Origin of the sequence: Streptomyces flavalbus (assembly GCF_042674625.1) — a bacterium.
Taxonomy (GTDB): Bacteria; Actinomycetota; Actinomycetes; order Streptomycetales; family Streptomycetaceae; genus Streptomyces; species Streptomyces flavalbus.
Map to the genome: position 1 here is coordinate 644,867 of NZ_JBHTEB010000001.1, position 25,624 is coordinate 670,490.

General features: G+C 73.8%; 26 protein-coding genes and 1 pseudogene. 14 read left to right on the forward strand and 13 right to left on the reverse strand.

Annotation, left to right across the window (positions count from 1 at the left end):
- Window positions 1-144: 144 nt before the first annotated feature.
- The 4 genes from ACFQZ6_RS02830 (at window position 145) to ACFQZ6_RS02845 (ending at window position 4,037) form a co-directional block, all read left to right on the forward strand.
- Window positions 145-732 (forward strand): Rv1733c family protein, encoded by a 588-nt coding sequence (locus ACFQZ6_RS02830; RefSeq protein WP_381604751.1) that lies wholly within the window; start codon window positions 145-147, stop codon window positions 730-732.
- Window positions 733-848: 116 nt separating this feature from the next.
- Window positions 849-1,817: an acetylxylan esterase gene (locus ACFQZ6_RS02835; protein ID WP_381604752.1), complete on the forward strand. Its 969-nt coding sequence runs from the start codon at window positions 849-851 to the stop codon at window positions 1,815-1,817.
- 132 nt (window positions 1,818-1,949) lie between these two features.
- Window positions 1,950-3,119 (forward strand): serine hydrolase domain-containing protein, encoded by a 1,170-nt coding sequence (locus tag ACFQZ6_RS02840; protein ID WP_381604753.1) that lies wholly within the window; start codon window positions 1,950-1,952, stop codon window positions 3,117-3,119.
- Window positions 3,120-3,281: 162 nt separating this feature from the next.
- Complete coding sequence (locus ACFQZ6_RS02845) at window positions 3,282-4,037, forward strand: GntR family transcriptional regulator (RefSeq protein WP_381604754.1); 756 nt, start codon at window positions 3,282-3,284, stop codon at window positions 4,035-4,037.
- On the opposite strand, the gene ACFQZ6_RS02850 is transcribed toward ACFQZ6_RS02845, so the two are convergent.
- Window positions 4,015-4,770, reverse strand: a complete 756-nt coding sequence (locus ACFQZ6_RS02850) for a class I SAM-dependent methyltransferase (protein ID WP_381604755.1) — start codon at window positions 4,768-4,770, stop codon at window positions 4,015-4,017. The two genes, ACFQZ6_RS02845 and ACFQZ6_RS02850, sit on opposite strands and share 23 nt — an antisense overlap.
- Window positions 4,771-4,866: 96 nt before the next feature.
- Between ACFQZ6_RS02850 and ACFQZ6_RS02855 the strand changes: the two genes are divergently transcribed.
- Entirely contained in the window at window positions 4,867-5,289 is a 423-nt protein-coding gene (locus ACFQZ6_RS02855; protein ID WP_381604756.1) for a nuclear transport factor 2 family protein, read from the forward strand.
- Here the strand turns inward: ACFQZ6_RS02855 and ACFQZ6_RS02860 are convergent.
- Entirely contained in the window at window positions 5,256-5,789 is a 534-nt protein-coding gene (locus ACFQZ6_RS02860; protein WP_381604757.1) for a GNAT family N-acetyltransferase, read from the reverse strand. The genes ACFQZ6_RS02855 and ACFQZ6_RS02860 overlap by 34 nt on opposite strands.
- Window positions 5,790-5,992: 203 nt before the next feature.
- Here ACFQZ6_RS02860 and ACFQZ6_RS02865 point away from each other — a divergent pair, with 203 nt between their 5' ends.
- The 3 genes and pseudogenes from ACFQZ6_RS02865 to ACFQZ6_RS02875 form a co-directional block, all read left to right on the forward strand.
- Complete coding sequence (locus ACFQZ6_RS02865) at window positions 5,993-6,823, forward strand: class I SAM-dependent methyltransferase (protein WP_381604758.1); 831 nt, start codon at window positions 5,993-5,995, stop codon at window positions 6,821-6,823.
- Between the two features lie 279 nt (window positions 6,824-7,102).
- Complete coding sequence (gene rho / locus ACFQZ6_RS02870) at window positions 7,103-8,245, forward strand: transcription termination factor Rho (RefSeq protein ID WP_381604759.1); 1,143 nt, start codon at window positions 7,103-7,105, stop codon at window positions 8,243-8,245.
- A 95-nt stretch (window positions 8,246-8,340) separates the two neighbouring features.
- Window positions 8,341-9,222: pseudogene (locus tag ACFQZ6_RS02875) on the forward strand (D-alanyl-D-alanine carboxypeptidase family protein); the annotation flags it as partial.
- A gap of 35 nt (window positions 9,223-9,257) precedes the next feature.
- Here ACFQZ6_RS02875 and ACFQZ6_RS02880 read toward each other — a convergent pair.
- The 10 genes from ACFQZ6_RS02880 to ACFQZ6_RS02925 all read right to left on the reverse strand — a co-directional run bounded on the left by ACFQZ6_RS02880 (window position 9,258) and on the right by ACFQZ6_RS02925 (window position 19,696).
- Complete coding sequence (locus ACFQZ6_RS02880; RefSeq protein ID WP_381618019.1) at window positions 9,258-10,628, reverse strand: glycosyltransferase 87 family protein; 1,371 nt, start codon at window positions 10,626-10,628, stop codon at window positions 9,258-9,260.
- Complete coding sequence (gene mptB / locus ACFQZ6_RS02885; protein WP_381604760.1) at window positions 10,625-12,019, reverse strand: polyprenol phosphomannose-dependent alpha 1,6 mannosyltransferase MptB; 1,395 nt, start codon at window positions 12,017-12,019, stop codon at window positions 10,625-10,627. The genes ACFQZ6_RS02880 and mptB overlap by 4 nt, the downstream gene beginning before the upstream one ends.
- A gap of 160 nt (window positions 12,020-12,179) precedes the next feature.
- On the reverse strand, window positions 12,180-13,196 hold the full coding sequence (locus ACFQZ6_RS02890; protein ID WP_381604761.1) for an asparaginase: 1,017 nt from the start codon (window positions 13,194-13,196) through the stop codon (window positions 12,180-12,182).
- Between the two features lie 63 nt (window positions 13,197-13,259).
- Window positions 13,260-13,982, reverse strand: a complete 723-nt coding sequence (locus ACFQZ6_RS02895; RefSeq protein WP_381604762.1) for a FadR/GntR family transcriptional regulator — start codon at window positions 13,980-13,982, stop codon at window positions 13,260-13,262.
- A 146-nt stretch (window positions 13,983-14,128) separates the two neighbouring features.
- Window positions 14,129-14,503, reverse strand: a complete 375-nt coding sequence (crcB, locus tag ACFQZ6_RS02900) for a fluoride efflux transporter CrcB (RefSeq protein ID WP_381604763.1) — start codon at window positions 14,501-14,503, stop codon at window positions 14,129-14,131.
- Entirely contained in the window at window positions 14,500-14,847 is a 348-nt protein-coding gene (locus tag ACFQZ6_RS02905; protein ID WP_381604764.1) for a DUF190 domain-containing protein, read from the reverse strand. Before ACFQZ6_RS02905 ends, crcB (ACFQZ6_RS02900) begins: the two co-directional genes overlap by 4 nt.
- The gene (crcB, locus tag ACFQZ6_RS02910; RefSeq protein WP_381604765.1) at window positions 14,844-15,305 is read right to left on the reverse strand and encodes a fluoride efflux transporter CrcB; all 462 of its coding nucleotides are present in this window, start codon (window positions 15,303-15,305) and stop codon (window positions 14,844-14,846) included. The genes ACFQZ6_RS02905 and crcB (ACFQZ6_RS02910) overlap by 4 nt, the downstream gene beginning before the upstream one ends.
- Window positions 15,306-15,537: 232 nt before the next feature.
- Window positions 15,538-15,825, reverse strand: coding sequence for an ArsR family transcriptional regulator (locus tag ACFQZ6_RS02915; protein ID WP_381604766.1), 288 nt, complete (start codon window positions 15,823-15,825; stop codon window positions 15,538-15,540).
- Between the two features lie 140 nt (window positions 15,826-15,965).
- Complete coding sequence (locus tag ACFQZ6_RS02920; protein WP_381618022.1) at window positions 15,966-17,525, reverse strand: glycoside hydrolase family 53 protein; 1,560 nt, start codon at window positions 17,523-17,525, stop codon at window positions 15,966-15,968.
- Between the two features lie 149 nt (window positions 17,526-17,674).
- On the reverse strand, window positions 17,675-19,696 hold the full coding sequence (locus tag ACFQZ6_RS02925) for a beta-galactosidase (protein ID WP_381604767.1): 2,022 nt from the start codon (window positions 19,694-19,696) through the stop codon (window positions 17,675-17,677).
- A 185-nt stretch (window positions 19,697-19,881) separates the two neighbouring features.
- Here ACFQZ6_RS02925 and ACFQZ6_RS02930 point away from each other — a divergent pair, with 185 nt between their 5' ends.
- The 6 genes from ACFQZ6_RS02930 (at window position 19,882) to ACFQZ6_RS02955 (ending at window position 24,983) form a co-directional block, all read left to right on the forward strand.
- Window positions 19,882-21,201 carry an ABC transporter substrate-binding protein gene (locus ACFQZ6_RS02930; RefSeq protein WP_381604768.1) on the forward strand — a complete coding sequence of 440 codons (1,320 nt, stop codon included), beginning with the start codon at window positions 19,882-19,884 and terminating at the stop codon, window positions 21,199-21,201.
- Window positions 21,198-22,124, forward strand: a complete 927-nt coding sequence (locus ACFQZ6_RS02935; protein WP_381604769.1) for a carbohydrate ABC transporter permease — start codon at window positions 21,198-21,200, stop codon at window positions 22,122-22,124. Before ACFQZ6_RS02930 ends, ACFQZ6_RS02935 begins: the two co-directional genes overlap by 4 nt.
- The gene (locus ACFQZ6_RS02940; RefSeq protein ID WP_381604770.1) at window positions 22,121-23,026 is read left to right on the forward strand and encodes a carbohydrate ABC transporter permease; all 906 of its coding nucleotides are present in this window, start codon (window positions 22,121-22,123) and stop codon (window positions 23,024-23,026) included. Before ACFQZ6_RS02935 ends, ACFQZ6_RS02940 begins: the two co-directional genes overlap by 4 nt.
- Window positions 23,023-24,057: a LacI family DNA-binding transcriptional regulator gene (locus ACFQZ6_RS02945; protein ID WP_381604771.1), complete on the forward strand. Its 1,035-nt coding sequence runs from the start codon at window positions 23,023-23,025 to the stop codon at window positions 24,055-24,057. Before ACFQZ6_RS02940 ends, ACFQZ6_RS02945 begins: the two co-directional genes overlap by 4 nt.
- 133 nt (window positions 24,058-24,190) lie before the next feature.
- Window positions 24,191-24,538, forward strand: a complete 348-nt coding sequence (locus ACFQZ6_RS02950; protein WP_381604772.1) for a VOC family protein — start codon at window positions 24,191-24,193, stop codon at window positions 24,536-24,538.
- Between the two features lie 43 nt (window positions 24,539-24,581).
- On the forward strand, window positions 24,582-24,983 hold the full coding sequence (locus ACFQZ6_RS02955) for a MarR family winged helix-turn-helix transcriptional regulator (RefSeq protein ID WP_381604773.1): 402 nt from the start codon (window positions 24,582-24,584) through the stop codon (window positions 24,981-24,983).
- Window positions 24,984-25,096: 113 nt separating this feature from the next.
- On the opposite strand, the gene ACFQZ6_RS02960 is transcribed toward ACFQZ6_RS02955, so the two are convergent.
- Complete coding sequence (locus ACFQZ6_RS02960; RefSeq protein ID WP_381604774.1) at window positions 25,097-25,498, reverse strand: SseB family protein; 402 nt, start codon at window positions 25,496-25,498, stop codon at window positions 25,097-25,099.
- Window positions 25,499-25,624 lie beyond the last annotated feature (126 nt).

A 25,624-nucleotide genomic window follows, 5' to 3' on the forward strand; every position in this document is an offset into this window, starting at 1 on the left:
GACGCCCCCGGCCGTCCCGCGGGTCGGTTCGGCCGTCCCGCGGGCCGGTCCCGCTCCGGTCGCCGTCACCGTGAGCGAGGTGCGCCGCACGGGGTACGCGAGCGGGGTAGGAATTCCACGCGTACACACCGCGCGGAGGCGGACATGCGGACCCAGGTGCGGGGCTGGCGGTGGCGCCGCAACCCGCTGCGTCGCAGGTCGGACGTCGTCGAGGCGTGGACGGTGCTGGCGGTCGTCGTCCTGCTGCTGGTGGGCGCGCCGCTGGCGGGGCTGGCGGCGGCCCGGTGGGCGCACGGCGAGGCGCGGGCCGCGGCGGCGGCGCTGCGCGCCGAGCGGCGGCAGGTCGACGCGGAGGTGGTCGGCCGGGCCACGCGGTCGCTGGGGACGGCGGAGGGCGGTGGGGAGGACGCGTTCCGGGCGACGGTGCGCTGGGTGGAGCGGCCAGGCGGGCAGCCGCGTACGGCCACCGCGCGGGTTCCCGGCGGCACCCGCGCCGGGGACACGGTGCCGCTCTGGGTCGACGCGCGCAGCCGTCCCGTGCCCCCGCCGCCGGACGGCTCCGCGGTCCGGGAGCACGCGTTCGCGATGGGCGTGTGCGCCACGGGCGGCGCCGTCGCCGTCGTCCTCCTCGGGCACGCGGCGATGCGCCGGGCCGCCACCCGGCGGCGGCTGGCCGAGTGGGAGCGGGAGTGGGCGCGCACCGAGCCGGAGTGGACGCGCCGGGGGGTGTGAGCGACCGTGTCACACCCTGCGCGATGACAGCGCTTTCTACGCCTGACTCTGGCGATCGGCGGGTGCGGCCACGTACGGTGTGATCACCACCGGCACCAGCACAAAGGCGGTCATTCATGGCCCTGTTCGACCTACCGATCGAGGAGCTCCGCGAGTACCGGAGCGACTCCACCGAGCCCGACGACTTCGACGTCTTCTGGGCGAAGACCCTGGCCGAGGCGCGCGAGTTCGACCTGGACGCACGGTTCGAGCCGGTCGACACGGGGCTGTCCACGGTCGAGGTCCACGACGTGACGTTCGCCGGGTTCGGCGGGCACCCGGTGAAGGGCTGGCTGACCCTGCCCGCCGCCGCACGGGAACCGCTTCCCCTGCTGGTGGAGTACGTCGGCTACGGCGGCGGACGCGGCCTCCCGCACGAGCACCTGCTGTGGGCGTCCGCCGGGCGGGCGCACTTCCTGATGGACACCCGCGGCCAGGGCAGCGCCTGGGGCGCGGGCGGCGACACCCCCGACCCGGCGGGCGCGGCGCCCTCCCACCCGGGGTTCATGACGCGGGGGATCGACGCGCCGGAGAACTACTACTACCGGCGGGTGTTCACGGACGCCGTGCGCGCGGTGGAGGCGGCCCGCTCGCACCCGCTGACGGACGCGTCCCGGACCGTGGTGACGGGCGGCAGCCAGGGCGGCGGCATCACCATCGCGGTCGCGGGCCTGGTCCCCGACCTGGTCGGCGCCGCGCCCGACGTGCCGTTCCTGTGCGACTTCCCGCGCGCGACGACGCTCACCGACCGCGACCCGTACCGCGAGATCGGCCGCTACCTGAAGATCCACCGCGGCCGGGCGGACGACGTCCGGCGCACCCTGTCGTACTTCGACGGCGTGCACTTCGCCGCCCGCGCGCAGGCGCCGACGCTGTTCTCGGTGGCCCTGGAGGACCAGACCTGCCCGCCGTCGACGGTGTTCGCGGCGTTCAACGCCTGGGCGCACGAGGACCGCGCGATCGAGGTGTACGAGTTCAACGACCACGAGGGCGGCGGGGCCTACCACGAGGCGGCCAAGCTGCGCTGGCTGCGTTCGCACGGCTGAGCGGGCGGAAAGCGGGGGCGGGACCGCCGGGCGGCTGACCACCCCTTCCCTCCAGTCCGACCAGTCGGTACGTTCTGGGGAGCCCGGGTCGCGGTGTCGCGTCCGGGCTTTCCGCCGACCCAGGGAGGGCCCATGTCCGAGTCCGCAGCCGAGGCCGTGCACGGTCACTGCGACCCCCGTTTCGCGGCGGTGCGCACGGCGTTCGAGGAGAACTTCCGGGACCGGGGTGAGCTGGGCGCCGCCGTCGCCGTCACGGTCGGCGGCGAGACGGTGGTCGACCTGTGGGGCGGCTGGGCGGACGCGGCGCGCACCCGCCCCTGGGAGCGGGACACGCTCGTCAACGTGTGGTCGACGACGAAGGGCCCGGTGGCGCTGTGCGCGCACCTCCTCGCGGACCGGGGGCTGCTCGATCTCGACGCCCCAGTGGCCGCGTACTGGCCGGAATTCGCCGCGGCGGGCAAGGAGGACGTCCTGGTACGCCACCTGCTGTCGCACCGGGCGGGCCTGGCGGGCCTGCGTGAGCGGCACTCCTTCGAGGAGCTGTGCGACTGGGAGCTGACGACGGCCCGGCTCGCCGCGACCGAGCCCTGGTGGGAGCCGGGCACCCGGTCCGGCTACCACGCGTTGACCTACGGCCACCTCGTCGGCGAGGTGGTGCGCCGGGTCAGCGGGCTGCGGCCCGGCGCCTTCCTGGAGCGCGAGGTGACCGGACCGCTCGGCATCGACTTCACCGTGGGGCTGCCGAAGACGGAGTGGGACCGGGCGGCGGAACTGGTCCAGGCGGCGCCCCCGGCCTCGGGCGAACGCCCCGACGCCTCCCCGGGGCTGCCCCCGCTGGTCCTCGCCGCGATCGCCAACCCCGTGGTCGGCGCGGCGGAGACGGGCACGCCCGAGTGGCGGTCCGCGGAGATACCCGCCGCCAACGGGCACGGCACCGCGCGGGCCGTCGCCGCGCTGTACGGGATCTTCGCCGGGCGGGGCTCCTACCGTGGCCACCGGGTGCTGTCCCCGGAGGCCGTCGAGCGGGCGCGCGAGGGGCAGGGAAGCTGCCGCGACCTGGTGCTCGGGGCGGGGCTCGGCGCCGACACGGAGCTGGGGCTCGGGGTGTGGCTGAGCGGGCCGCGCGGCGGCTACGGGCCCAACCCGAGGGCGTTCGGCCACGACGGCTTCGGCGGTTCCTGCGGTCTCGCGGACCCGGACGCGGGGGTGTCGCTGGGCTATGTGATGAACCGGATGGGCCCGCACATCGCCGACGACCCGCGGAAGATGGCGCTGGTGGAGGCGGTGTACGCCGCCCTGTGAGCGGCGGGGGGGCGCCCTTGTGGGAGCCAGCGACGGCCCGCCGCGCCGTCCGGTTTCGGCCGTATCGCCGGACCGCCCTTCCCAAGTGGTTTAGACCAATGCTAGATCTGGTGGCGCAATGAGCCCGCACGGCTACGGCACGTCACCAACAGGAGGCGCGGCATGGCCCGCACCACCCCGCACGACCACCCTCTCGACGAGGAACCCCCGCGACTGCGGCCCCGGTACCGGCAGGTCGCCTCGGAGCTGCTCGACGGGCTGCGCGACGGCAGTGTGCCGCCCGGCGAACGGCTGCCGGGCGAGCGGCGGTTGGCCGAGCGCTTCGGCGTCAGCCGGGACACCGTCCGCCAGGCGCTGGAGCTGCTGCGCAGAGGCGGCCTGGTCGCCACCGACCGGCGCGGCAGCCACGCCGCGCTGCCCGGACCGCCCGTGGAGCACCTCTCCCCGCTCACCTTCCCGGTGGGCGCCCGCGCCGCCGACCCGGCCGCCGTCGACCGGTCCACCGTCACCTGGCAGGCGCCCCCGGTCGAGCACGCGACGGCGCTGGGCCTGGCCCCGCACCGGCCGACGCTGATGCACCACTACGAGTCCTTCGCGGCCGACGGCACGGGACTGCGCACCGCGGTGACGTCGTTCTCGGCGGTGGCGCTGGCCGAGGTCGACGAGCTGGGCCGGTACCGCGAGCGCGCCGACGGCACCGCGGCGGCCCAACTCGGCCGGGCCTACGACTGGATGCGCAGGGCGGGCCTGGCCCTGCACCACCGGGACGCCATCACCCGCCTCCCGGACCGGCCCTCGGTGCGGGTGACCCGGCTGGTGCACGACCAGTACGCGCGCCCCCTGGAGATCACCGAGCTGGTCGTGGACGCCCGACAGGACACGCTGGTCTACGAGTTCACCCAGCCCGCCGCTGGCTGACCCCGGCGAGCCCGCGGGCGGCGACCAGGCGCACCCGCGGGCTCCCGTCGCGCCGCCGCCCGAACTCGGGCAGGGCGTACAGCTCGGTACGGAACCCGGCGGCCCGGAGTTCCCGCAGGACGTCAGCGAGGCGGAAGGCGCGGTAGTACATGACGAACGGGGGCCGCCACACGGCGTTGCGCACCCGCATCGCCGCGTCGAAGCCCAGCAGCATCCAGTAGGCGGGCGACGCGGGGCCGGGCGGCGCGACCACGGGGAAGGCGAAGGTGCCGCCGGGCCGCAGCACGGAGCGGACCCCGGTGAACAGTCCCGGCAGCTCCCGGGGCAGGAAGTGCCCGAACGCCCCGAAGCTGACGACCAGGTCGAAGGCGGGCCCGAACGGCAGCGCCCGCGCGTCCGCCCGCACCCAGGACACGCGCGGCCCGTCGGCCTCGTCGGGCGTCCGCTCCCGGGCGACGTCGAGCATCCCCGCGCTGAAGTCGACGCCGGTGATCCGCTCCCGGCACACCGGGGCGAGCGCGCGCAGCCCGGCGCCCGTCCCACAGCACAGGTCGAGGCCCGCGTCGAAGGGCCCGAGGCGCCCGAGGGCCGCCGCGACGGCGTCGAGCACCGCGTCCGGCGTACGGAAGGGCGTGTGGTCGAACTTGGGCGCGAGCAGGTCGTAGCCGCGCTCGACGGAGGACAGCGCCTGCACCGCGAGTTCACGGAGCGTGGGACCTTCGGGGCTGAACACCGGCGTCACCCTACGGCATCTGGACAGCCCCCCGAAGGCTGGCTACTGTCATCCGCACCTATTCACCAAATTGACTATCCAACTGTGGGGGTGGCGATGCGAGCCTTCCGTGAGGCCGTCGAGAAGCGGGACCTGGACGCCGTGGAGGCGCTGCTGGCCGAGGACGTCGTCTTCAGCAGCCCGGTCGTGTTCAAGCCGTACACCGGCAAGGCGATGACGGCGGCGATCCTGCGCGAGGTCATCGAGGTCTTCGAGGACTTCCGGTACGCGCGCGAACTGGAGGGCGGTGACGGCCGCGACCACGCGCTGGTGTTCACCGCGCGGGTCGGCGACCGGGAGATCGAGGGCTGCGACTTCCTCCACGTCGGTGAGGACGGTCTGATCGACGCCCTCACCGTGATGGTCCGCCCGCTGTCGGGCGCGCAGGCGCTGGCGGCGGCCATGGGCGCGCGGTTCGACGCGATCGCCCGGCAGGCGCAGGCCGGTCAGGAGACCAGGTCGGCGGGGCGGACGCGGTAGACCTGGAGGCGCAGGTCGTAGTACTTGGCGGTCTCACCGACCCACTGCATCCCGAGCCGCTTGGCGGTGGCGACGGCCCGCTGGTTGGCGGGGCGGGCGACGGCGAACAGCTCGTCGGTGTCGTGGGTGAACGCCCACTCGACCAGCGCGCGGGCGCCCTCCACGGCGTACCCCTGGCCCCAGGCGCTCGGGGCGAGCTGCCAGCTCAGTTCCAGGTCGTCCTCGTACGGCGGCAGCAGCCGGATGCCGAGGCCGCCGACGACCGCGCCGTCCGCGCGCCGTTCGATCGCCCAGCGGCCCCGGGGCGGGGGCAGGTTGGGCTGGCACTCCTGCCACGCCTGGAGCACCGCGCGCATGGCGTCGGCGTCCCGGACCCGCTCCATCGCGGGGGTGAGCCAGTGCGCGACGTCCGGGGAGCCGTAGATCTCCAGGGCGGCGTCGGCGTCGTCGAGTCTCCAGTCGCGGATCACGAGCCGTTCGGTGGTCAAAGGCATGTCCATGCCGCGTCTCTCCTGGGTGGGTGCCGGACGGCGGGAGCGGAGCCGTCCCTACGGTGTCAGGTCGTACCGTGCGCCGTTCGGGCACGGCCCCGGATCGGGCCGCCGGGGGCGGGTTGCGTGCAGTCGGTGTCCTGTTCGTGCAACACCGGCCGGATCCGTTCCCTTCCCGGCGCGACCGGGCGCGGGTGCGCTTGGATGTCCCCATGACCAGCGACGAGCGGGACGACCGGCTGATGCGGGCCAACCAGGCGAACTGGGACGCCCGCACCCCCGTCCACCTGGCCAGCCGCTTCTACGGACTGGACGGCGACCCTGACCCGTCCCGCTGGTTCGCGCCCTGGGAGTGGCGGGACCTGGGCGAGGTCTCCGGACGGGACGTGCTCCACCTCCAGTGCCACCTGGGCACCGAGACCATCGCCTTCGCGCGGCGCGGCGCCCGCGCCGTCGGCCTCGACTTCTCGGCGGCGTCCGTCGCCGCCGCGACCGGGGTCGCGGCCCGCGCGGGCGTCGACGTCGACTACGTGCGGGCCAACGTGTACGACGCCGTGCGGGCGCTCGGCGGGCGGCGCTTCGACGTCGTCTACACCGGCAAGGGCGCCCTGTGCTACCTGCCGGACCTGGACCGCTGGGCCGACGTGGTGGCCCGGCTGCTGCGGCCCGGGGGCCTGCTGTACGTCGTCGAGTTCCACCCCCTGCTGAACGCGCTGGGCCCCAAGCCCGGCCCCGGCGAGGGTCCCGAACTGTTGCTGCGCCACGACTACCTGGGCGGGGCCGGGCCCGTGCACCGGGACGGCACCCACACCTACACCGACGGCCCGGCCGTCGAGGGCGCCACCGACAGCTACGAGTGGATGCACGGAATAGGAGAGGTCCTCGGCGCGTTGACGGCGGCGGGACTCACCGTGCGCTCCCTGCGGGAGAGCGACGAACTGCCGTGGCCGCGCTGGCCGCAGATGGTCCGTACGCCGTCCGGCTGGTGGCGGCTCCCCGAGCCCCGTATCCCGTTGCTGTACGGACTCCTCGCCGAACGCTGAGTCCCGCGTGGTACGGTGCTGAAAGCACCTGTCTGGCGCCCGGCTCTCCGGCGCCGGTGCGTGTTCTCCTCTCCTCCAGCCGAACCGCCCGCTGTTTCTCCGGCCGGGCGTACCGGCTTTTCGCACCTCGCCTCCTCCACGTCGACGGCGTGTCCGAGGTGGTGTTCCCGCCGCCCGGAGGCGTGCCCCTGGGCCCTCCGCTCGTCGCGGCCTTCCCCTTCCTTCTCCGCGTCTCGTCCGTACGACCTCCCTGCTTCCGTCCGTGAAAGGACCCACCGCATGACCACCACCCTCGAACCCCCCGTGGGGCAACAGCAGTCCACCCGGATCGTCACCGGCGTCCTCGACGTCGACGCGGGCGGGAAGGGCGGCCGACTGCGGCCCGTGAGCCTGCACCCGTCCCCCGACGACCCGCAGCTCTCCGCCGCGCTGATCCGCCGTCACGGGCTGCGCAAGGGCGACCTCGTCGAGGCCGTCCGCGGCGAGCGGCGGGAACTGACCGGCGTCGCCCGCGTCAACGGCCGCACCCCCGACGCGCTGCGCGGCAGGCGGCACTTCCACGACCTCACCCCGCTGCACCCGCGTGAGCGGCTGCGGCTCGAACACCCCGCGTCCGGGCTGACCGGGCGCGTCACCGACCTGCTCGCCCCGGTCGGCAAGGGCCAGCGCGGCCTGGTCGTCGCCCCGCCCAAGACCGGCAAGACCGTGCTGCTCCAGCAGCTCGCCGCCGCCGTCGCCGGGAACCACCCCGAGTGCCGTCTGATGGTGGTGCTGCTCGACGAACGGCCCGAGGAGGTCACCGACATGCGGCGCTCGGTGCGCGGCGAGGTGTACGCCTCGACCTTCGACCGGACGCCCAGGCAGCACATCGCGCTGGCCGAGCTGGTCGTCGAGCGGGCCAAGCGGCTCGTCGAGGCCGGTGAGGACGTCGTCATCCTGCTCGACTCCCTCACCCGGCTGTGCAGGGCCCACAACAACGCGGCGGGCTCCGGTGGCCGCACCCTCAGCGGCGGTGTCGACGCCGCCGCGCTCCAGGGACCCAAGCGGTGGTTCGGCGCCGCGCGGCTCGCCGAGGAGGGCGGCTCGCTGACGATCCTCGCCACCGCGCTGGTCGAAACCGGCTCCCGCGCCGACGAGTTCTTCTTCGAGGAGCTGAAGGGCACCGGCAACATGGAGCTGCGCCTGAGCCGCGAACTCGCCTCCCGCCGGGTCTTCCCCGCCGTCGACATCGCCGCGTCCGGCACCCGCCGCGAGGAACTCCTGCTCTCCCCCGCCGAGTCCACCGCCGTACGCGGGCTGCGCCGCGCGCTGACGCCCCGGGACGGCGACGCCCCCGTGGAGACGCTGCTCAAGCGGATGCGGGAGACCCCGGACAACGCCACCTTCCTGCGGCGCGTCCAGCCGACGCTGCCCAGCGGCTGACCGCCCGCCGCCGGACCGCCATCCGGGTGCTCGCGCCGGGTCCCCGGCCCGGCCAGCAAGGAGCGGGACGGGACCGTTCCTACGTTGCTCATATGATGATCAGATTCTCTTTCCGGGCGGTCGCGGCCACCTGCGCGCTCTGCGCGACGGGCGTGCTGGGGATCGCGCCGCACGCGGCGGGCACCCCGGGCGGCGCCGACCCCGGCCCGACCGACGGCCCACGGAGCACGGCACCGCGCCCGGACCCACTGCTGCGCCCCGGCCCCCAGGTACGGGCGCCCGCCGGGGTGCGCCCGCTGCCCCGGGTGTCGGCGCTGTCCTGGGTGGTGGCCGACGCCGACAGCGGCGCCGTCCTCGCCGCCCGGGACGCCCACCGCGCGCTGCCGCCCGCCAGCACCCTGAAGACGCTGTTCGCGCTGACCGTGCTGCCGGTGCTGCCCGGCGGCGTGCGGCACACCGTGCGCGCCGGGGAGCTGAAGGGGATCGGCGCGGGCAGCAGCCTGGTCGGGGTCACCGAGGGGCACGCCTACCGGGTGGCGGACCTGTGGCGCGGTGTCTTCCTCAGCTCCGGCAACGACGCCGTGCACGTGCTGGCCGGGATGACCGGCGGCTGGCGCGGTACGGCGGCGCGGATGCAGGCCAGGGCGCGGTCGCTGGGGGCGCGGGACACGCGCGTGGTGTCACCGGACGGCTATGACGCGCCGGGCCAGGTGTCGTCGGCGTACGACCTCGCGGTGTTCGGCCGGGCGGGGCTGCGCAACGCCGACTTCGCGCGGTACTGCGCCACCGTGACGGCCCGCTTCCCGGGGCGCGACGGACGGCCGTACCCCATCAGGAACACCAACCGGCTGCTGACCGGGGCCGACGGCGTGGCCCGCTACCCGGGGCTCGTCGGGGTGAAGAACGGCTACACCAGCAAGGCGGGGCACACCCTGATCGCCGCCGCGCGGCGCGCCGGTCGCACGCTGGTCGTCACCGTGATGAACCCGCGGGCGGGCGGCCCGCACGCCGTCTACGAGGAGGCCCGCGCGCTGCTCGACTGGGGGTTCGGCGCCGTCGGGCGGGTGCTGCCGGTGGGTTCGCTCGCGGTGCCGCCACGCGCCAGGGCGCTGCCCGGCCCCGCGGCGACACCCGTGGCCGCCGCCGCGTCGGACGCCGGGCCCGGCTGGCCGGAGACGGCGGCGATCGCGGGCGCTGCGGCGGTGGGCGGCGCCGCCATGGCGCTGGCGCTACGGCTCCTGACGCGCCGTTGGACGTCCGTCTGACGCACCGGCAGCCACAGCAGCAGGCCCAGGGTGATCCAGGCGTAGGCGTTGGAGCCGAGGAAGCCGTCGATGCCGGAGGCGTCGTCAGCCCACAGCCACACCACGCTCGTACACAGCACCGCGTACAGCGCGCCCGCGACCCGGACGCGTCCGGCGCGCAGCAGGACCGCGAACGACGGGAGCAGCCAGACGAGGTGGTGCACCCAGGTGACCGGGCTGACCAGGCAGGCCGTCAGCCCGGTCAGCGCGAACGCCCCCTGCCAGTCACCGGCCGCCGCCGCCCGCCGGGCCCGCCACGCCCACCCGGCCAGCACGCCGAGGACGGCGACCGCCCACAGCGCGCGGCTCGGCTCGCCTTCCGCCAGCCGGGCGAGGACGCCCTGCGCCGACTGGTTGGAGACGTAGTCCAGGCGGCCGACGCGGGAGGTGTCCCACAGGGCGTGCGTCCAGTAGGAGCGGGAGGCGTCGGGCGCGACCAGCGCCGCGCACGCGGTCGCCGCGACGGTGACCGCGGTGGCGTTGGCCGCCGCCCGCCAGCGCCGGGCGAGCAGCAGCAGGCCGACGAAGACCAGGGGCGTCAGCTTGACCGCCGCCGCGAGTCCGATGCCCGCGCCCGCCCAGCGGTCCCGGCCGGTGCCGAGCAGCCGGGCGTCGGCCAGGACGAGGGCCAGCAGCAGCAGGTTGACCTGGCCGAAGCTGAGGGTGTCGCGCAGGGGTTCGTACAGCGCGAGCAGACAGCAGCCCAGGGCGCAGCCGTACCAGCCGTACCGCCGCCACGCCCCCTCGGTCAGCACGTGCACGGCCACGGCGAGGGCGGCCAGGTCGAGCAGCAGGGTGAGCGCGATGGCGACGGGCAGCCCGACGAGGGCCATCGGGGACATGGCGACGGCGGCGAACGGCGGGTAGGTGAAGCCGTACGGCGTCCCCGGCACCCGGTAGTCGTACAGGGCGCCTCCCCGGCGCAGCCAGTGGTCGACGCTGCCGTGGTAGACGCGCAGGTCGAACCAGTCCCGCAGGAGCGGCACGGTCGCGGTGAACGCGGTCACGGCGGCGGCGAGCGCGAGGACGAGGAGCAGCCGTCCGCGGTCGGTGCGCGGCGGCCTGCGGGCGCCGGTCACGCGGTACGGCCCAGCACCGGCGCGCTGGCCGCCTGGTGGGCCTGCCACAGGACGACCACGGCGAGCACCCCGCCGGAGACGGCGAGGACGAGCTGTCCCGTGTGGGCCGGACCACCGCTGGGCAGCGCGGCCAGCGCGAGCACGCACGGGACGGCGGTGAGGCGGTGGCGCGGCGCGGAGTCGGGCGCGGCGGCGGCAATGAGGAACAGGCCCCACAGCGCGTACCAGGGGCGGATCGCAGGGCCGAGGGCGGCCACCGCGGCCAGGCTCAGGCCGAGCGCGTAGACCGGGCTCGGCCTGAACCGCCACCAGATGGCGACGAGCAGACCGGCGGTCAGGGCGAGGCCGAGGGCGTGCCAGGCGGGCACGGCGAGCGGCGCGAGATCGCTGCCGAGGTGTTCCAGCAGGGCGCGGGTGGCGCGGCCGAGGAGGCTGGTGAGGGCCCAGTTCTGCGGGGAGACGGGGGTGTCGAGGGCGGCGATCCAGCCGTAGCCGGTGCCCGCGGCGGCGGTCGCGGCGACCGTGGTGACGGCGGCGGCGCCGGCGGTCGACAGCACCGCCCGCGCGGGACGGCGGCCCGCGCGCCGTTGGAGGACGACGACCGCGGCCAGGCCCAGCGCGGCGGGCGCCTTCACCAGCGCGGCGAGGGTGACGAGTACGGCGCCCAGGGCGGGCCAGCGGCCGAGCGCGGCGACCAGTCCGAGGCCGAGCAGGCCCAGCATCAGCGCGTCGTTGTGCGCACCGGCGACCAGGTGCAGCAGCACCAGCGGGTTCAGGGCGCCGAGCCACAGCGCGGCGGCCGGGTCGGCGCCGGTGTGCCGGGCGAGCCGGGGCAGGGCTACGGCCATCAGCGCCACGCCGAGCAGCGCGAGCAGCCGCATCCCGAGCAGGCCCGCGGGGAGTTCGCCGCTGGTGAGCGCGGACAGCGCGGCGGCGGCGGTGAGGAAGACCGGGCCGTAGGGGGCCGCCGTGTGCTGCCACAGCGGGGCGACCTCGTCGGCGAGCGGGCCGCCGAGGTGGGACGGGCCGTAGGTGTAGACGTCGAGCCGGGCGTCCACCATGGCGCCCTGCGCGAGGTAGCTGTACACGTCGCGGCTGAACAGCGGCGGCGCGAGCAGCAGCGGGGCCGCCCACAGCGCGAGCACCAGCAGCAGCGCGCGCGGGGAGGGCGGTTCGGGGCCGCGCAGCAGACGGCCGAGCAGCGCCCAGGCGGCGATCAGCAGGACGACGCCGAAGTACACGCCGACCAGGCCGAGCGCGGCCCCGGCGGAGGACGGCGCCAGCAGCTCGCGCGCGGGCAGGGCTCCGGCGGTCTCACCGCCCGCCGCGAGGACGGCGGTTCCGGCCAGGCCGAGCACCTGGCAGCGGCGGAGGTCGACGGGAGGGGCCATGGCCAGCACCCGGCCAGCGTGGCGAGGACGGGTGGCCGGAAAGCGACGGCGGGGTCGCCGGGCGGGAGCGGCTGCGTGTCGGACGTGTGATCGCGGGGAGGGGCCTGTGGGACCCCCCCCGGAGTCCGTGAGGCGGCCCCTCCCGCTGGGCGGGACTCGTTCAGGCCGACGCCGCGACCGGTGCGCCGGTGAGGGCGGGGGCCGCGCGGACCGTGCCCACTGGTGCGCCGCCGCCGAGGACCGTCTCGCCGGTGAACGGGGTGAGGAGGTCCGGGTCGACCCCGGCGAGGGCGAGGGCGGCGGCGGTGACGGGGACGCGGGCCCGGCGGGCACCGTCGGCGATCTTCACGGCGACGGCCCGGCCGTCGGGCAGCGCGGCGACCTGGACGCCCTCGTAGCCGTCCTTGGCTAGCAGTCCCGGCACGGCCCGCATCAGCGCGGCGACGTCGCGCCCGGCGCCGGAGGCCATCTCGGCGTGGGCGCGCACCGCGTCGGCGACCCGTGCCTCGGGAGTGCCCGGCGCGGCGGTGGTGAGCCGGGCGGCGGCGCGGGCCAGCCCGGTCAGGGAGACGGCGAACAGCGGGGCGCCGCAGCCGTCGACGGTGACGTGGGCGACGCGCTGCCCGGTGAGGTCCTCGACGGTCTCCGCGACGGCCCGCTGGAGGGGGTGCGCGGGGTCGAGGTAGTCGTCGAGGGTCCAGCCGTTGAGGCGGGCGGTGTGCAGCATCGCGGCGTGCTTGCCGGAGCAGTTCTGGGCGAGCCGGGAGGGTGCCCGGCCCGCGCGGACCCAGCCGTCCCGGACCTCCGGGTCCAGCGGCAGGTCGGGCACGTTGCGCAGGTCGGCCTCGGTGAGCCCGGCGAGTTCGAGGATGCGGCGGGCGCCGGTGAGGTGGCGCTCCTCGCCGGAGTGGCTGGCGGCGGCGAGCGACAGCAGCGCGCCGTCGAGCGGGAGACCGGCGCGGACCATGGCGACGGCCTGCACGGGCTTGAGCGCCGAGCGCGGGTAGCACGCGGCGTCGGTGTCGCCGAGCTGGAACTCGGTCCGGCCGTCGGCGCCGAGGACGACGACGGAGCCGTAGTGGACGCCCTCGACGACCCCGCCGCGTATCAGGTGGGCGACGGGGGCGTGGCGGGGTTCGCGGACGGGGGGTGCCGCCGCGGCGGAGATGTGGTGCATCAGTGCCTGTTTCTGTCTTCGACGGGTGGTGAAGGGTGAAGGGTGACGGGGGCGACTGGTGGTTCAGTCGGTGCCCGTGGCGCGCACGATGGCGGTGAGGGTGGTCTCGACGCGGTCGATGTGGTGGGCCATGGCGTCCCGCGCGTCCTGTTCGCTGCCGTCGGTCAGCGCCTCGACGATGGCGCGGTGCTCGCGGTTGGACTGCTCGCGTCGGCCGCCGAGCTGGTTGAGGAACGCCGACTGGCGGGCCAGCGCGTCCCGGATCTCCTCGATGACCCGGCGGAAGACGGGGTTCTGGGCCGCCTCGGCCACGGCGAGGTGGAAGAGGGTGTCCATGGCGACCCAGGCCGTGGTGTCGGTCTCCCGTTCCATCCGGTCCAGCAGGTGGGCGAGGTGGTCCAGGTCCTCCGGGGTGCGGCGGGCCGCCGCGTACCCGGCGACGGGGATCTCCACGTGGCGGCGGACCTCCAGCAGGTCGCTGGCCGCGTAGTCGCCGAAGGTCGGGTCCTCGACCGTGGCGGCGACGACGAAGGTGCCCTTGCCGGTCCTGGAGACGGTCAGCCCCATGGTCTGGAGCGCGCGCAGGGCCTCCCGCAGCACGGGCCGGGAGACCTCCAGGGTGCGGCACAGCTCCGCCTCGGAGGGCAGCTTGTCCCCGATCTCGTACTCACCGCGCTCTATCGCGCCGCGCAGGTGCGCGAGCACGGCCTCCATCGCGCTGACGCGACGCGGCGGCGCCGGGGCGGCCCCCTGCGCGGCGGCTGTCTGGCTGTCTGACAGGTTCACGGGAGCGATGGTGCGGCGCTGGTCGGTGCGGTGTCAAGAACGGATCGTGCGGGGGCCCGGGGTCAGCCCCACACGGCCCGGTGTGACCCCCACACCGCCCGGGGTCAGCCCCACACCGCCCGGTGCCAGCCCCACACCGCCCGGGGTCAGCCCCACACCGCCCGCGCCACCGCCACCCCCGCGAACGCCGCGCCCAGCGCCGCCGCCACGCTCACCAGCGCGTTCGCGGCGGCGTACAGCCGGGCGCCGGACTCGGCGAGCCGCAGGGTCTCGTAGGAGAAGGTCGAGTACGTCGTCAGGGCGCCGCACAGCCCCGTGCCGAGGAACAGCAGCAGGTGGGAGTCGGCGGCTCCGGCGACGGCGGCGCCGGTGAGGAGGCCGAGGAGCAGGCTGCCGACGACGTTGACGGTGAGGGTGCCCCACGGGAAGACGGAGTCGTGCCGGGATTGCACCGCGCGGTCGGTCAGATAGCGCAGCGGGGCGCCGACCATGCCGCCCGCGACGACGAGGAACCAGTTCACCCGGCGCCCTCACGGCCCACGTACCGGATGACCTCGCACGCGTCGAGGGTGACCAGGCCCTCGGTGACGAGTTCGTCGAGCCGTGGCAGGAACGCCCGTACCCGCTCCTCGGTGTCGACGATCACCACGGCCACCGGCAGGTCCTCGCTGAGGGACAGCAGCCGGGAGGTGTGGATCAGGGAGGACGCGCCGAAGCCCTCCACGCCCCGGAAGACGCTGGCGCCCGCGAGTCCGGCCTCCCGCGCGCGGTGCACGATCTCGGAGTACAGCGGCCGGTGGTGCCAGATGTCGTTCTCACCGACGAGGACGGTCAGGCGCAGGGCGCGCCCGGTCAGCCGGGTCATCGCCGCCTCCGGGTCAGGACGCGGCGGGCCGCCGTCGCCGTGAGCCACACCGCCGTGAGCGCCGTGAGGAGGGTGGCGGCGAGGTAGGCGAGGGCGGTGCCGGGGCGGCCCGCGTCCAGCAGGTCGTGGATGCCGACGGCGTAGGTGGAGAAGGTGGTGAAGCCGCCGAGGACGCCGGTGCCGAAGAAGGGCCGCAGCAGCGGGTGGGCGGGGCGGCCCTCGGTGACGGCCACCAGGAACACGCCGATGACGGCGCAGCCGACGGCGTTGGCCCAGAAGACGGCCCAGGGGAAGCCGCCCGGGTCGGCGGGCCAGCGCAGGGTCATCGCGTAGCGGGCCGCCGCGCCCGCGCCGCCGCCGAGCGCGACGACCGCGACGACGGGGAGCTGTGCGCGCCGGGCCGACCCGCGTGCGGGGCGGCGGTCCAGGGGGAGGCTGTCGGCCTCGGGGGCGGTCATCGTCGTACGTCTCCTCCTCGCCGGGCCCGGACGGGCGCCTGTCGTCGCGGGAGGGACCGTTGGCGGCACCGGTGCCGCGGTTCGGGTACGGCGGGCCCCACCGCCGCGCCGCGCGGGTGATCGCGGCCGGGCAACAGCGTAACTCCGGGCCCGGGGAACGGTCACTTCGGGAGGGCCCGCCCCGGCGCCTGTCGGTGAACCGCCCTCCCGGGCAGGCTCCCGATCCTCGCGTTCACCACCCCTTCTCGAACATCCGGGCGACCTCGGCGATGCGGACCTCGTCGCGGCGGTAGTGCGTACGGCGCCGGATCCGCTTGGTGCGCAGGACGCCGATCGCCGTGAGGAGGGCGAGGTGGCGCTCCGCGACGGGGCGGGGGACGCCGAGCCGGGCGGCGACCGCGGCGGCGGTGACGCCGTCCGTGACGGGATCCGCGTGCCGTGGGGCGGGGAAGTGGGCGGCCGGGTCCTTCAGCCACTCCAGGATGTCCAGGCGCACGCCAGTGACGGGAGTCCTCAGCATCTCGTCGTCCCTCTCGGTCCGGCTCTGCATAGACGGCTTCCCACTGTGCCGCCCGGCAGACCCCCGTGTCCCGGACTCGGGGGTCCTTGTCCGGGACCGGACGGGCTCTTGACGCGCGGGCCGTCATCCGCTGGGTGGGGTCAGCGGTGGCGGAACCACGCCATCGCCGGGAGCGCCCGGTCGTCGTACCCGAACAGCGCCTGGTTCTCCCAGCCGTTGCCGGAGCCGGGGTCGGCGGGGTCCCAGCCGTTGCCGTTGACGGCGGTCCAGGTGGCCTCCCAGTAGAAGACGCCCAGGCCGCGGCCGTTCGGGACGGCCTCGACGATGCTGGTGACGTCGTTCATCCAGCGGGTCTGCCCGGCCGTGCTGGCGGGGTAGCCGGGGACCAGTTCGCCGCTGACGTCGATGATGTTCTCCAGCGCGTCCTCGCTGTCCAGCCGGAACGGGTAGGCCGTCTCGGCGACGTAGACGGGCCTGCCGTAGCGGGTGGCGGCGTCGTCCAGGGTGGTCTGGAAGTCGGACAGGGTGCCGTGCCAGTAGCCGTAGTACGACAGCCCGATGACGTCGAACCTGACGCCCTTGGCCACCGCGTTGTCGAACCACCAGCGGGTTCCGGCGAGGTCGCCGCCCTTGGCCAGGTGCAGCGCGACGGTGGTGGCGGGGCTGACCGCCTTGACGGCGTCGTAGCCGGAGTTGAGCAGCCCGGCGAGCTGGGTCCAGTTGTCGGTGGAGCCCTCGCTCCACAACATGCCGCCGTTGATCTCGTTGCCGACCTGCACCATGTCGGCGGTGGTGCCCTGCGCCTTCAGCGCGTTCAGCACGTCGTACGTGTGGTTGTACACGTCCGTCTTGAGCTGGCCGTAGGAGTGGCCTGCCCAGGCGGCGGGCTTGGTCTGGGTGCCGGGGTCGGCCCAGGTGTCGGAGTAGTGGAAGTCGACCAGGAGCTTCATGCCCTGCGCCTTGACGCGCTTGGCGACGGCCAGCACGCGCGCCTTGTTGTTGTAGCCGTCGGCGGGGTTCACCCAGACCTTCAGGCGCGCGTAGTTCATCCCGGCGGAGCGCAGGATGGTGAGGGCGTCGCCCGCGGTGCCGGAGGCGGTGCGGTAGACGCCGCCCTTGGCCTCGCTCTTGGCGAGTGAGGAGATGTCGGCACCCTTGATCGCTGTACTTGACGAACCGGATGTGAGGGTCAGGTCGTCAACATTGATCCAGTTGCCCGCGTTCGCGTCACTGTTGACGCTGATGGTGCACTGGTTGCCGGTGACATTGACCGGCACGACGATACGGATCCACCCCGTCGAGGAGACCGGCAGGTCCGTGCGCTGTTCCGCGCCGCCGCAGTTCTTCAGCGCTATGTACGCGGCGTTCTGGCCGCCGCCGGAGCGGACCCACGCGGTCAGCTGGTAGCTGCCGTTGGCCAGCCCGGACAGGTACTGGTAGGTCTCCACCTTGTAGGCGGACGACGACCAGTGGCTGAGCCGGTACCCGCCGCTGTGGCCACCGGCCTCGGTGTAGGAGGCCGCCGTCGAGCCGTACTCGGACCAGCCGCTGGGTACGGCGGCGCCCGTGCCGTCGGCCTCGAAGCCGCCGTTGGTGAGGGTGCTGGCGGCCTGGGCGCTCTGCGCGGGCAGGGCGGTGAGGGCGAGCCCGGCCGCGAGGGGCGGCAGCAGGGCCTTGAGTGTGCGTCTGGGATGGAACATCATCGTCCGTCGTCCCTTCGACGTGGTGGGGATGAAGGACCTCCGTCACGTTCCGGGGCGCGGCCCCTGGCAGGGGGCGGCGCACGGGTGACGGAGGCGGCCCCTCCGCCCGCGGCTCGCACGGCTCGCACGGGCGGAGGGGAGTCGGCTCAGCCGTCGAGTCGCACGACCCGTACGGCTCCCGCGGGGACCGCCAGGCGGCCCGCGGCGCGCTCTCCCGTCAGCAGTTCGGTGCCGGACCCGTCCAGCGGCACCTTCGCGTCGACGGCGGTGTGGTTGAGGGCGAACAGGTAGCTGCCCTGCTCCCCCGCGCGGCGCACGACCTCCACGTCCCGCGGCAGGTCGGCGCGCGGGGCGATGCGCGCGTCCGCCCCGGCGAGGGCGAGCACGGCGTCGAGGCCCTCGGTGCCGAGGCGGGTGGAGACGTACCAGGCGGTGCCGTCGCCGAGGCGGTGCCGGGTGACGGCGGGGCGGCCCGCGGTGAGTCCGTCGGCGTAGGTCCACACGGTCTCGGCGCCGCGCGGCACCACGAACTCCGTCCACACGTCGGCGTCCAGCTCGGCGCCGTCCGGCCCGGTCAGCCGCACCCGCTCCCCGGCGAGCAGCGGCGAGAACTCCTCGACGGTGAGCCCGAGGACGTCCCGCAGCGCGCCCGGGTAGGCGCCCTCGTGCACGGCGTCGTGCTCGTCGACGATGCCGGAGAAGTACGACACCACGAGCGTGCCGCCGCCCTCGACGTACCGCTTCAGGTTGGCACCGGCCGCCTCCGTCATCAGGTACAGGGCGGGGACGACGACAAGGGGATAGGCCGACAGGTCGGCTTCCGGGTGGGCGAAGTCGACGGTGAGGTGGCGGTCGTAGAGGGCCTCGTAGAAGGTGTCGGCGCGTTCGCGGGCGTCGGCGTCCTCGCTGGGCCGCCAGTCCAGGGACTGCGCCCACCAGGAGTGCCAGTCCCACAGCAGGGCCGCGTCGGCGACGGTGCGGGTGCCGCGGATCTCGTTCAACGATTCCAGGGCGGCGCCGAGTGCGACGACCTCGCGCCACACGCGCGTGTCGGTGCCGCCGTGCGGGACCATCGCGGAGTGGAACTTCTCGGCGCCGCGCCGGGACTGCCGCCACTGGAAGAACATGGCGCCGTCGGAGCCGCGCGCCACGTGGGCGAGGGAGTTGCGGGCCATCTGTCCGGGCGCCTTGGCCGGGTTGCGGGGCTGCCAGTTGACGCCCGAGGTGGAGTGTTCGAGGAGCAGCCAGGGCGCGCCGCCCGCGACGGAGCGGGTGAGGTCGGCGGCCATGGCGAGGTTGACGTGGGTGCGGCGGCCGTCGGTGATCAGGTAGTGGTCGTTGGTGACGAGGTCGACCTCGCGGCCCCAGGCCCAGTAGTCGACGGAGTCGCACTGGCTGAGGGCGGTCATGAAGTTGGTGGTGACCGGGACGCCCGGGGAGAGCCGGTGCAGGATGTCCCGCTCCGCCAGGAAGTTCTCGCGCATGGTCGCGTCGGCGAACCTGCGGTAGTCCAGCGTCTGGGCGGGGTTGCCGACGGTCGGGGCCAGCCGGGGCGGGTTGATCTCGTCAAGAGTTGAGTAGCGCTGGCCCCAGAAGGCGGTCCCCCATGCGTCGTTGACCGCGTCGACACCGCCGTACACGGTGGTCAACCAGCGGCGGAAGTGGGCGGCGCAGGAGTCGCAGTAGCAGGCGGAGACGGGGACGCCGTACTCGTTGTGGACGTGCCACATCGCGAGCGCCGGGTGGTCGGCGTAGCGCTCGGCGAGCCGGGTGGTGATGTGCGCGGCGGCGGCGCGGTAGTCGGCGTTGCTGTGGCAGATCGCCCCGCGCGAGCCGAAGGCGAGGCGGGTGCCGTCGGCGGCGACGGGCAGGGCGTCGGGGTGGGCGCGGTAGAACCACGCGGGCGGTACGACGGTGGGGGTGCCGAGGTCGACGCGGACGCCGTTCTCGTGGAGCAGGTCGAGGACGCGGTCGAGCCAGCCGAAGTCGTACCTCCCGGGCTCCGGTTCGAGGAGCGCCCAGGAGAAGATCCCGACGCTCACCATCGAGACCCCGGCCTCCCGCATCAGCCGGACGTCCTCCCGCCAGACGCTTTCCGGCCACTGCTCGGGGTTGTAGTCCCCACCGAAGGCGAGCCTCGTCAGGCCCTGGGGCGTGGTCTCCGGCATGGATCTCTCCCGATTAATTCGATCATTTGGGAACGTGCACACACAGCGGCGGCCGTGCGATGCCAACATAACCGCACAGCAACAACCATTGACAAGTGTCCGGGATGTTTCTCTACTGTGAACGCTCACAGAAGCATGGCAGGCCCCCGCAGCAGGCGGAGGGCCCCAGGCCAGGGGAGAGATCCATGCCCAACACGACGCGCCGTCGCCTCGTGACCATGTCCGTCGCCGTCGCCCTCGGCGCCACCGCCCTCACCGCGTGCGGCTCGTCCGACGACGACGGCGACGCCCAGTCCGGTCCCGTCTCGCTGACGTACTGGACCTGGACGCCCGGGATGGACAAGGTCGTCGACCTGTGGAACAAGGGACCCGGCAAGGAGCGGCAGATCACCGTCACGGTGAAGAAGCAGGCGTCCGGCGACACCCTCGTCACCAAGATCCTCACCGCGCACAAGGCGGGCAAGGCGCCCGACCTCGTGCAGGCGGAGTACCAGGCGCTGCCCACCCTGGTCAGCAACGACGCCCTCGCCGACATAGCCGACCAGGTCGGGGACGCCAAGGGCAAGTTCGCGGAGGGCGTCTGGCAGCAGACCACACTGGGCACGGACGCGGTCTACGCGGTGCCGCAGGACATCGGGCCGATGATGTTCTACTACCGCGCGGACCTGTTCGACGAGTACGGCCTGAAGGTCCCCACCACCTGGGAGGAGTTCGCGCAGACCGCCCGCGCGCTGAAGAAGAAGGCCCCCGAAAAGGACCTGACCACGTTCTCCGCCAACGACTCCGGCCTCTTCGCGGGCCTCGCCCAGCAGGCGGGCGCCAGGTGGTGGACCACCGAGGGCGAGAAGTGGAAGGTCGGCATCAACGACGCGGCGACGAAGAAGGTCGCCGACTTCTGGGGCGGCCTGGTCGAGGAGGGCGCCATCGACAACCAGCCGATGTACACCCCGGCCTGGAACAAGGCGCTCAACACGGGCCAGCAGATCGCCTGGGTCAGCGCGGTCTGGGCGCCCGGCACCCTCACCACCGCCGCGCCGGACACCAAGAACAAGTGGGCCATGGCCCCGCTCCCCCAGTGGTCCACCAGCGAGGACGTCACCGGCAGTTGGGGCGGCTCCTCCACCGCCGTCACCACCGACTCGGGGCACCAGGACGCCGCCGCCGAGTTCGCCACCTGGCTGAACACCGACGGCGACGCCCTCAACGCCCTCGCCAAGGAGAGCGGCATCTACCCGGCCTCCACGTCCGCGCAGCTCAGCGGCGCCTTCACCACGCCGCCCGAGTACTTCTCCAACCAGTCGGACTTCTACACCAAGGCCGCCGAGATCGCGAAGACCACCGCGCCCTCCGCCTGGGGCCCCAACGTGAACGTCGCCTACACCACCTTCAAGGACGCGTTCGGCGCCGCCGCGAAGAACAAGTCCGACTTCACCGCCGCCCTCGACACCATGCAGGAGGACACGGTCGCCGACCTGAAGAAGCAGGGCTTCGAGGTCGCGGAGTGAGAACCGCGGCCACCCGGAGGTCGTACGGGGTCAAGGGGGCCCCGTACGCCTTCCTCCTCCCGGCGACGCTCCTGTTCCTCCTCTTCTTCGCGCTCCCCATCGGCTACGCGGTCTGGCTCAGCTTCCGAAAGGTGAAGGTGTCCGGGCTCGGCCTCGGATCGGGCGCGCGCCGCGAGGTCTGGGCGGGGTTCCAGAACTACACCGACGCCTTCGGGGACAGCGAACTCCTTGACGGGGCGCTGCGCGTGCTCGGGTACGGCTGCGTCGTCGTCCCCGTCATGCTCGGTCTGGCCCTGCTGTTCGCGCTGATGCTGGACTCCGACCGGGTCCGCCTCGCGCCGTTCACGCGGCTCGCGATCTTCCTGCCGTACGCCATCCCCGGGGTGGTGGCGGCGCTGCTGTGGGGCTTCCTGTACCTGCCGGACGTCAGCCCGTTCTACTTCGTGCTGGACAAGCTGGGGCTGCCGCAGCCGGACCTGCTGGACGGCGGGCCGCTGTACCTCGCGCTGTCGAACATCGCGGTGTGGGGCGGCACCGGCTTCAACATGATCGTCATCTACACCTCGCTCCAGGCCATCCCGGTCGAGGTGTACGAGGCGGCGAAGCTGGACGGTGCCACACCGACCCAGATCGCGCTGCGGATCAAGATCCCGATGGTGGCGCCGTCGCTGGTGCTGACCTTCTTCTTCTCGATCATCGCGACGCTCCAGGTGTTCAGCGAGCCGACCACCCTCAAACCGCTCACCAACTCGGTGTCCACCACCTGGAGTCCGCTGATGAAGGTGTACCAGGACGCCTTCGGCAAGGGTGACATCTACGCCGCCGCGGCGCAGGCGACGCTGATCGCGCTGGTCACGCTGGTGCTGTCCTTCGGCTTCCTGCGGGCCGCGAACCGCCGCAACAGGCAGGAGGCCACGCGATGAGTTCCGTCGCCGTCCGCAAGGCCGCCCCGGCCGCCGGTACCACCCCGGGCACCGCCCAGGGGCCGCCGCCACGCCGCCGCGTCGCGCTGGTCCCCACCCTCACGCTGCTGCTGGGCGCGCTGTACTGCCTGCTCCCGGTGGCGTGGGTGGTGATCGCGTCCACCAAGTCGGGCAGCGAGCTGTTCTCCACGTTCACGTTCCTGCCGGGCAGCGGCTTCACCGAGAACCTCACGGACCTCAACGCCTACCGCGACGGCGTGTACTGGCAGTGGATGGGCAACTCCGCCCTCTACGCCGGACTCGGCGCACTGCTGTCCACGGTCGTGTCGGCGGTCAGCGGGTACGCGCTGGCGACCTACCGGTTCCGCGGCCGGGAGGCGATGTTCAACGTGCTGCTGGCCGGGGTGCTGATGCCGCCGGTGATCCTCGCCATCCCGCAGTACCTGCTGCTGGCGAAGGCGGACCTCACGGACTCCTACCTGTCGGTGCTGCTGCCGCAGATCCTGTCGCCGTACGGCGTCTACCTGTCACGGATCTACGCCGCCGCCGCCGTGCCCGCCGACGTGGTGGAGGCCGGGCGGATGGACGGGGCGGGCGAGTGGCGGATCTTCACCCGGATCGCGCTCCCGATGATGGTCCCGGGTCTGGTGACGGTGTTCCTGTTCCAGTTCGTGGCGGTCTGGAACAACTTCCTGCTGCCGTACATCATGCTCAGCGACGACGAGAAGTTCCCGATCACCCTGGGTCTGCACACCCTGCTCGAACAGGGCGCGAACACGCCCGCGCTGTACACGCTGGTGATCACGGGGGCGTTCCTCGCGGTGCTGCCGCTGGTCGCGCTCTTCCTGGTCGTGCAACGGTTCTGGAGCCTGGACCTGCTCTCCGGGGCCGTAAAGTCATGACCATGAGCAACACCACGGGGGGTCGGCGCAGACCGCCGACGATCCATGACGTGGCGCGCGAGGCGGGCGTCTCGCGCGGCACCGTCTCCAGGGTCCTCAACGGCGGCCACTACGTCAGCCCGGCCGCGCAGGAAGCGGTCAACGCGGCCATCCGCAAGACGGGTTACGTCGTCAACCGGCACGCCCGCTCGCTGATCACCGGGCGCAGCGACTCGGTGGGCTTCCTGCTCACCGAGCCGCAGGAGCGGTTCTTCGAGGACCCCAACTTCAACGTGCTGCTGCGCGGCTGCACCCAGGCGCTGGCCGCGCACGACATCGCGCTGCTGCTGATGCTGGCGGGCACGGAGGACGAGCGGCGGCGCATCACCCGGTACATCACCGCCGGGCACGTCGACGGGGTGCTGCTGGTCTCCAGCCACTCCGGCGATCCGGTGGCGCAGGAACTGCGCGAGGCGGGGGTGCCGCTGGTGGCGTGCGGCAAGCCGATCGGGCTCGGTTCCAAGGTCAGCTATGTCGCCGCCGACGACCGGGACGGGGCCCGGGACATGGTGCGGCACCTGCTGTCGCTGGGGCGGCGCCGGATCGGCGTGGTCACCGGGCCGCTGGACACGCCGGGCGGTGTGGAGCGCCTCGCCGGGTACCGGGAGGTGCTCGCGGAGGCGGGCATCGAGGCCGACGAGCGGCTCGTCGTCCCCGGTGACTACAGCAGGGCCAGCGGGGAGGCGGGGGCGGAGCGGCTGCTGGAGCGGGCGCCGGACGTGGACGCGGTGTTCGTCGCCTCCGACCTGATGGCGCAGGGCGTGCTGGCGGCGCTCCAGCGGGCGGGGCGGCGGGTGCCGGAGGACGTCGCGGTGGGCGGCTTCGACGACTCCCCCGCCGCGGTCTCCGCCAGCCCCGAGCTGACGACCATCCGGCAGCCGTGGGACCGCATCAGCGCCGAGATGGTGCGGGTGCTGATCGCCCAGATGGGCGGCGAGGACCAGGCGGCGGTGATCCTGCCGACGGAGCTGGTGGTGCGGGAGTCGACCTGAGGGGTGCCCCGTCGGCGGTACGGCAACCGGTCAGGATTCGAGAAGCCGGCCCCCGCCGCCCCGGCCTAGCGTGAGGTCACCGGCGCGAGGAACGCGCCGGGCAGCTCACCTTCTCCTACCTGAGGAGTACGCCATGACCGAGGCCGCGAACGCCATCATCTACCCCGTCAAGGACCTGGACCGCGCGAAGGCGCTGTTCAGCGCGCTGCTGGGGGTCGAGCCTTACGCGGACGAGTCCTACTACGTCGGCTTCCGGGTCGGCGGGCAGGACGTCGGGCTCGACCCCAACGGGCACGCCAAGGGCATGACCGGCCCGGTGCCGTACTGGCCGGTGGCCGACATCCGGGAGAGCCTCGCCGCGCTGCTGGCCGCCGGGGCGGAGCCCGTGCAGGACGTGCGGGACGTGGGCGGCGGCAAGCTGATCGCCTTCGTCAAGGACGCCGACGGCAACCTGGTGGGACTGACGCAGAACCCACAGTAGTTGCACGCTCAACGATTAGTGGAATCGGTGTTACCGTGCGGGTATGGCAGCGAAAACGGCCGACGCGGGCCTTGCGCAACGGTGGCGGGAGATCCTCGGCGTGCACGCGCGCACCGTGGCCGAGATCGACCGGGCCCTGCATCCGTACGGCATCGGCACCAGCGACTTCGAGGTGCTCGACGCGCTCACCACGGAGGCCCCGGACGACGAGAGCCAGTGCCGGGTGCAGAACCTGGTCGGGCGGGTCCATCTGAGCCAGAGCGCGCTGTCCCGGCTCATCGGCCGTCTGGAGAAGGAGGGCCTCGTCGAGCGCTCCGTCTGCGCCGACGACCGGCGCGGCGTGTGGGTACGGCCGACCGACAAGGGGCGGGCTCTGCACGCCGAGGCGCTGCCGGTGCAGCGGGCGGTACTGGAACGGATGCTCGGCGAGCGGCCCGCACCCTAGGTCTTCTCACGCCTGTTAGAGGCTCTCAGGGTCGCGCTTGTTAGAGACGGTCGCACCTGTTAGAGGCTCTTAGGATTGCGTCTATTAGATGCGTTCGCGCCCGTTAGAACCTCTCACGGTCGCGCCAGCAGATTGCGCACGCCCTCCGACGTGAGGGTCAGACCGTGCGCCGAGCTGGCGTCGATGGTGAGGGACAGGTCGTCGGAGGGCCACTGCGAGGCGAGCGCGCCCAGCGGCACCATGCGGTAGCGGGAGACGAACGGCAGCAGCTCGGCCATCTCCGGCTCCGAGGTGAACACCGGCACCACGGGCTCGCCGCCCGGCTGTTCGAGGACCGGCAGCGCCACGGCGGTCGGGTCGGCGGCGTCCTCGTCACCGATGTCGTCGGGCACCGGCACCAGCACCTCGCTGCTCGCGAGCGTGTCCAGCGCCTCCTGGTCCTCGGTGTTGACGACCAGCGCGTCCAGCGCCTGCTGGGCCGGGGTGGCGTGCGGGTCGTTCGCGGGTGTCTCCATGGTGGGTTCCCTGCTCGTGGCGGTCGTACGGCCACCGCGCGGGCGAAGATCGCCGCCCGGTGCGGTGCCCGACGCGTACCCGGTCGCACGCCGGGCAATCCTCTCGTCCCACGCCGGGCAATCGTG

Bases quoted from the DNA above. Each gene is read 5' to 3' on its own strand.
- ACFQZ6_RS02830 (WP_381604751.1), top strand. From the start codon at position 145: ATGCGGACCCAGGTGCGGGGCTGGCGGTGGCGCCGCAACCCGCTGCGT.
- ACFQZ6_RS02835 (WP_381604752.1), top strand. From the start codon at position 849: ATGGCCCTGTTCGACCTACCGATCGAGGAGCTCCGCGAGTACCGGAGC.
- ACFQZ6_RS02840 (WP_381604753.1), top strand. From the start codon at position 1,950: ATGTCCGAGTCCGCAGCCGAGGCCGTGCACGGTCACTGCGACCCCCGT.
- ACFQZ6_RS02845 (WP_381604754.1), top strand. From the start codon at position 3,282: ATGGCCCGCACCACCCCGCACGACCACCCTCTCGACGAGGAACCCCCG.
- ACFQZ6_RS02855 (WP_381604756.1), top strand. From the start codon at position 4,867: ATGCGAGCCTTCCGTGAGGCCGTCGAGAAGCGGGACCTGGACGCCGTG.
- ACFQZ6_RS02860 (WP_381604757.1), bottom strand. From the start codon at position 5,789: ATGGACATGCCTTTGACCACCGAACGGCTCGTGATCCGCGACTGGAGA.
- ACFQZ6_RS02865 (WP_381604758.1), top strand. From the start codon at position 5,993: ATGACCAGCGACGAGCGGGACGACCGGCTGATGCGGGCCAACCAGGCG.
- rho (WP_381604759.1), top strand. From the start codon at position 7,103: ATGACCACCACCCTCGAACCCCCCGTGGGGCAACAGCAGTCCACCCGG.
- mptB (WP_381604760.1), bottom strand. From the start codon at position 12,019: ATGGCCCCTCCCGTCGACCTCCGCCGCTGCCAGGTGCTCGGCCTGGCC.
- ACFQZ6_RS02890 (WP_381604761.1), bottom strand. From the start codon at position 13,196: ATGCACCACATCTCCGCCGCGGCGGCACCCCCCGTCCGCGAACCCCGC.
- ACFQZ6_RS02905 (WP_381604764.1), bottom strand. From the start codon at position 14,847: ATGACCCGGCTGACCGGGCGCGCCCTGCGCCTGACCGTCCTCGTCGGT.
- crcB (WP_381604765.1), bottom strand. From the start codon at position 15,305: ATGACCGCCCCCGAGGCCGACAGCCTCCCCCTGGACCGCCGCCCCGCA.
- ACFQZ6_RS02915 (WP_381604766.1), bottom strand. From the start codon at position 15,825: ATGCTGAGGACTCCCGTCACTGGCGTGCGCCTGGACATCCTGGAGTGG.
- ACFQZ6_RS02920 (WP_381618022.1), bottom strand. From the start codon at position 17,525: ATGTTCCATCCCAGACGCACACTCAAGGCCCTGCTGCCGCCCCTCGCG.
- ACFQZ6_RS02925 (WP_381604767.1), bottom strand. From the start codon at position 19,696: ATGCCGGAGACCACGCCCCAGGGCCTGACGAGGCTCGCCTTCGGTGGG.
- ACFQZ6_RS02930 (WP_381604768.1), top strand. From the start codon at position 19,882: ATGCCCAACACGACGCGCCGTCGCCTCGTGACCATGTCCGTCGCCGTC.
- ACFQZ6_RS02940 (WP_381604770.1), top strand. From the start codon at position 22,121: ATGAGTTCCGTCGCCGTCCGCAAGGCCGCCCCGGCCGCCGGTACCACC.
- ACFQZ6_RS02945 (WP_381604771.1), top strand. From the start codon at position 23,023: ATGACCATGAGCAACACCACGGGGGGTCGGCGCAGACCGCCGACGATC.
- ACFQZ6_RS02950 (WP_381604772.1), top strand. From the start codon at position 24,191: ATGACCGAGGCCGCGAACGCCATCATCTACCCCGTCAAGGACCTGGAC.
- ACFQZ6_RS02955 (WP_381604773.1), top strand. From the start codon at position 24,582: ATGGCAGCGAAAACGGCCGACGCGGGCCTTGCGCAACGGTGGCGGGAG.
- ACFQZ6_RS02960 (WP_381604774.1), bottom strand. From the start codon at position 25,498: ATGGAGACACCCGCGAACGACCCGCACGCCACCCCGGCCCAGCAGGCG.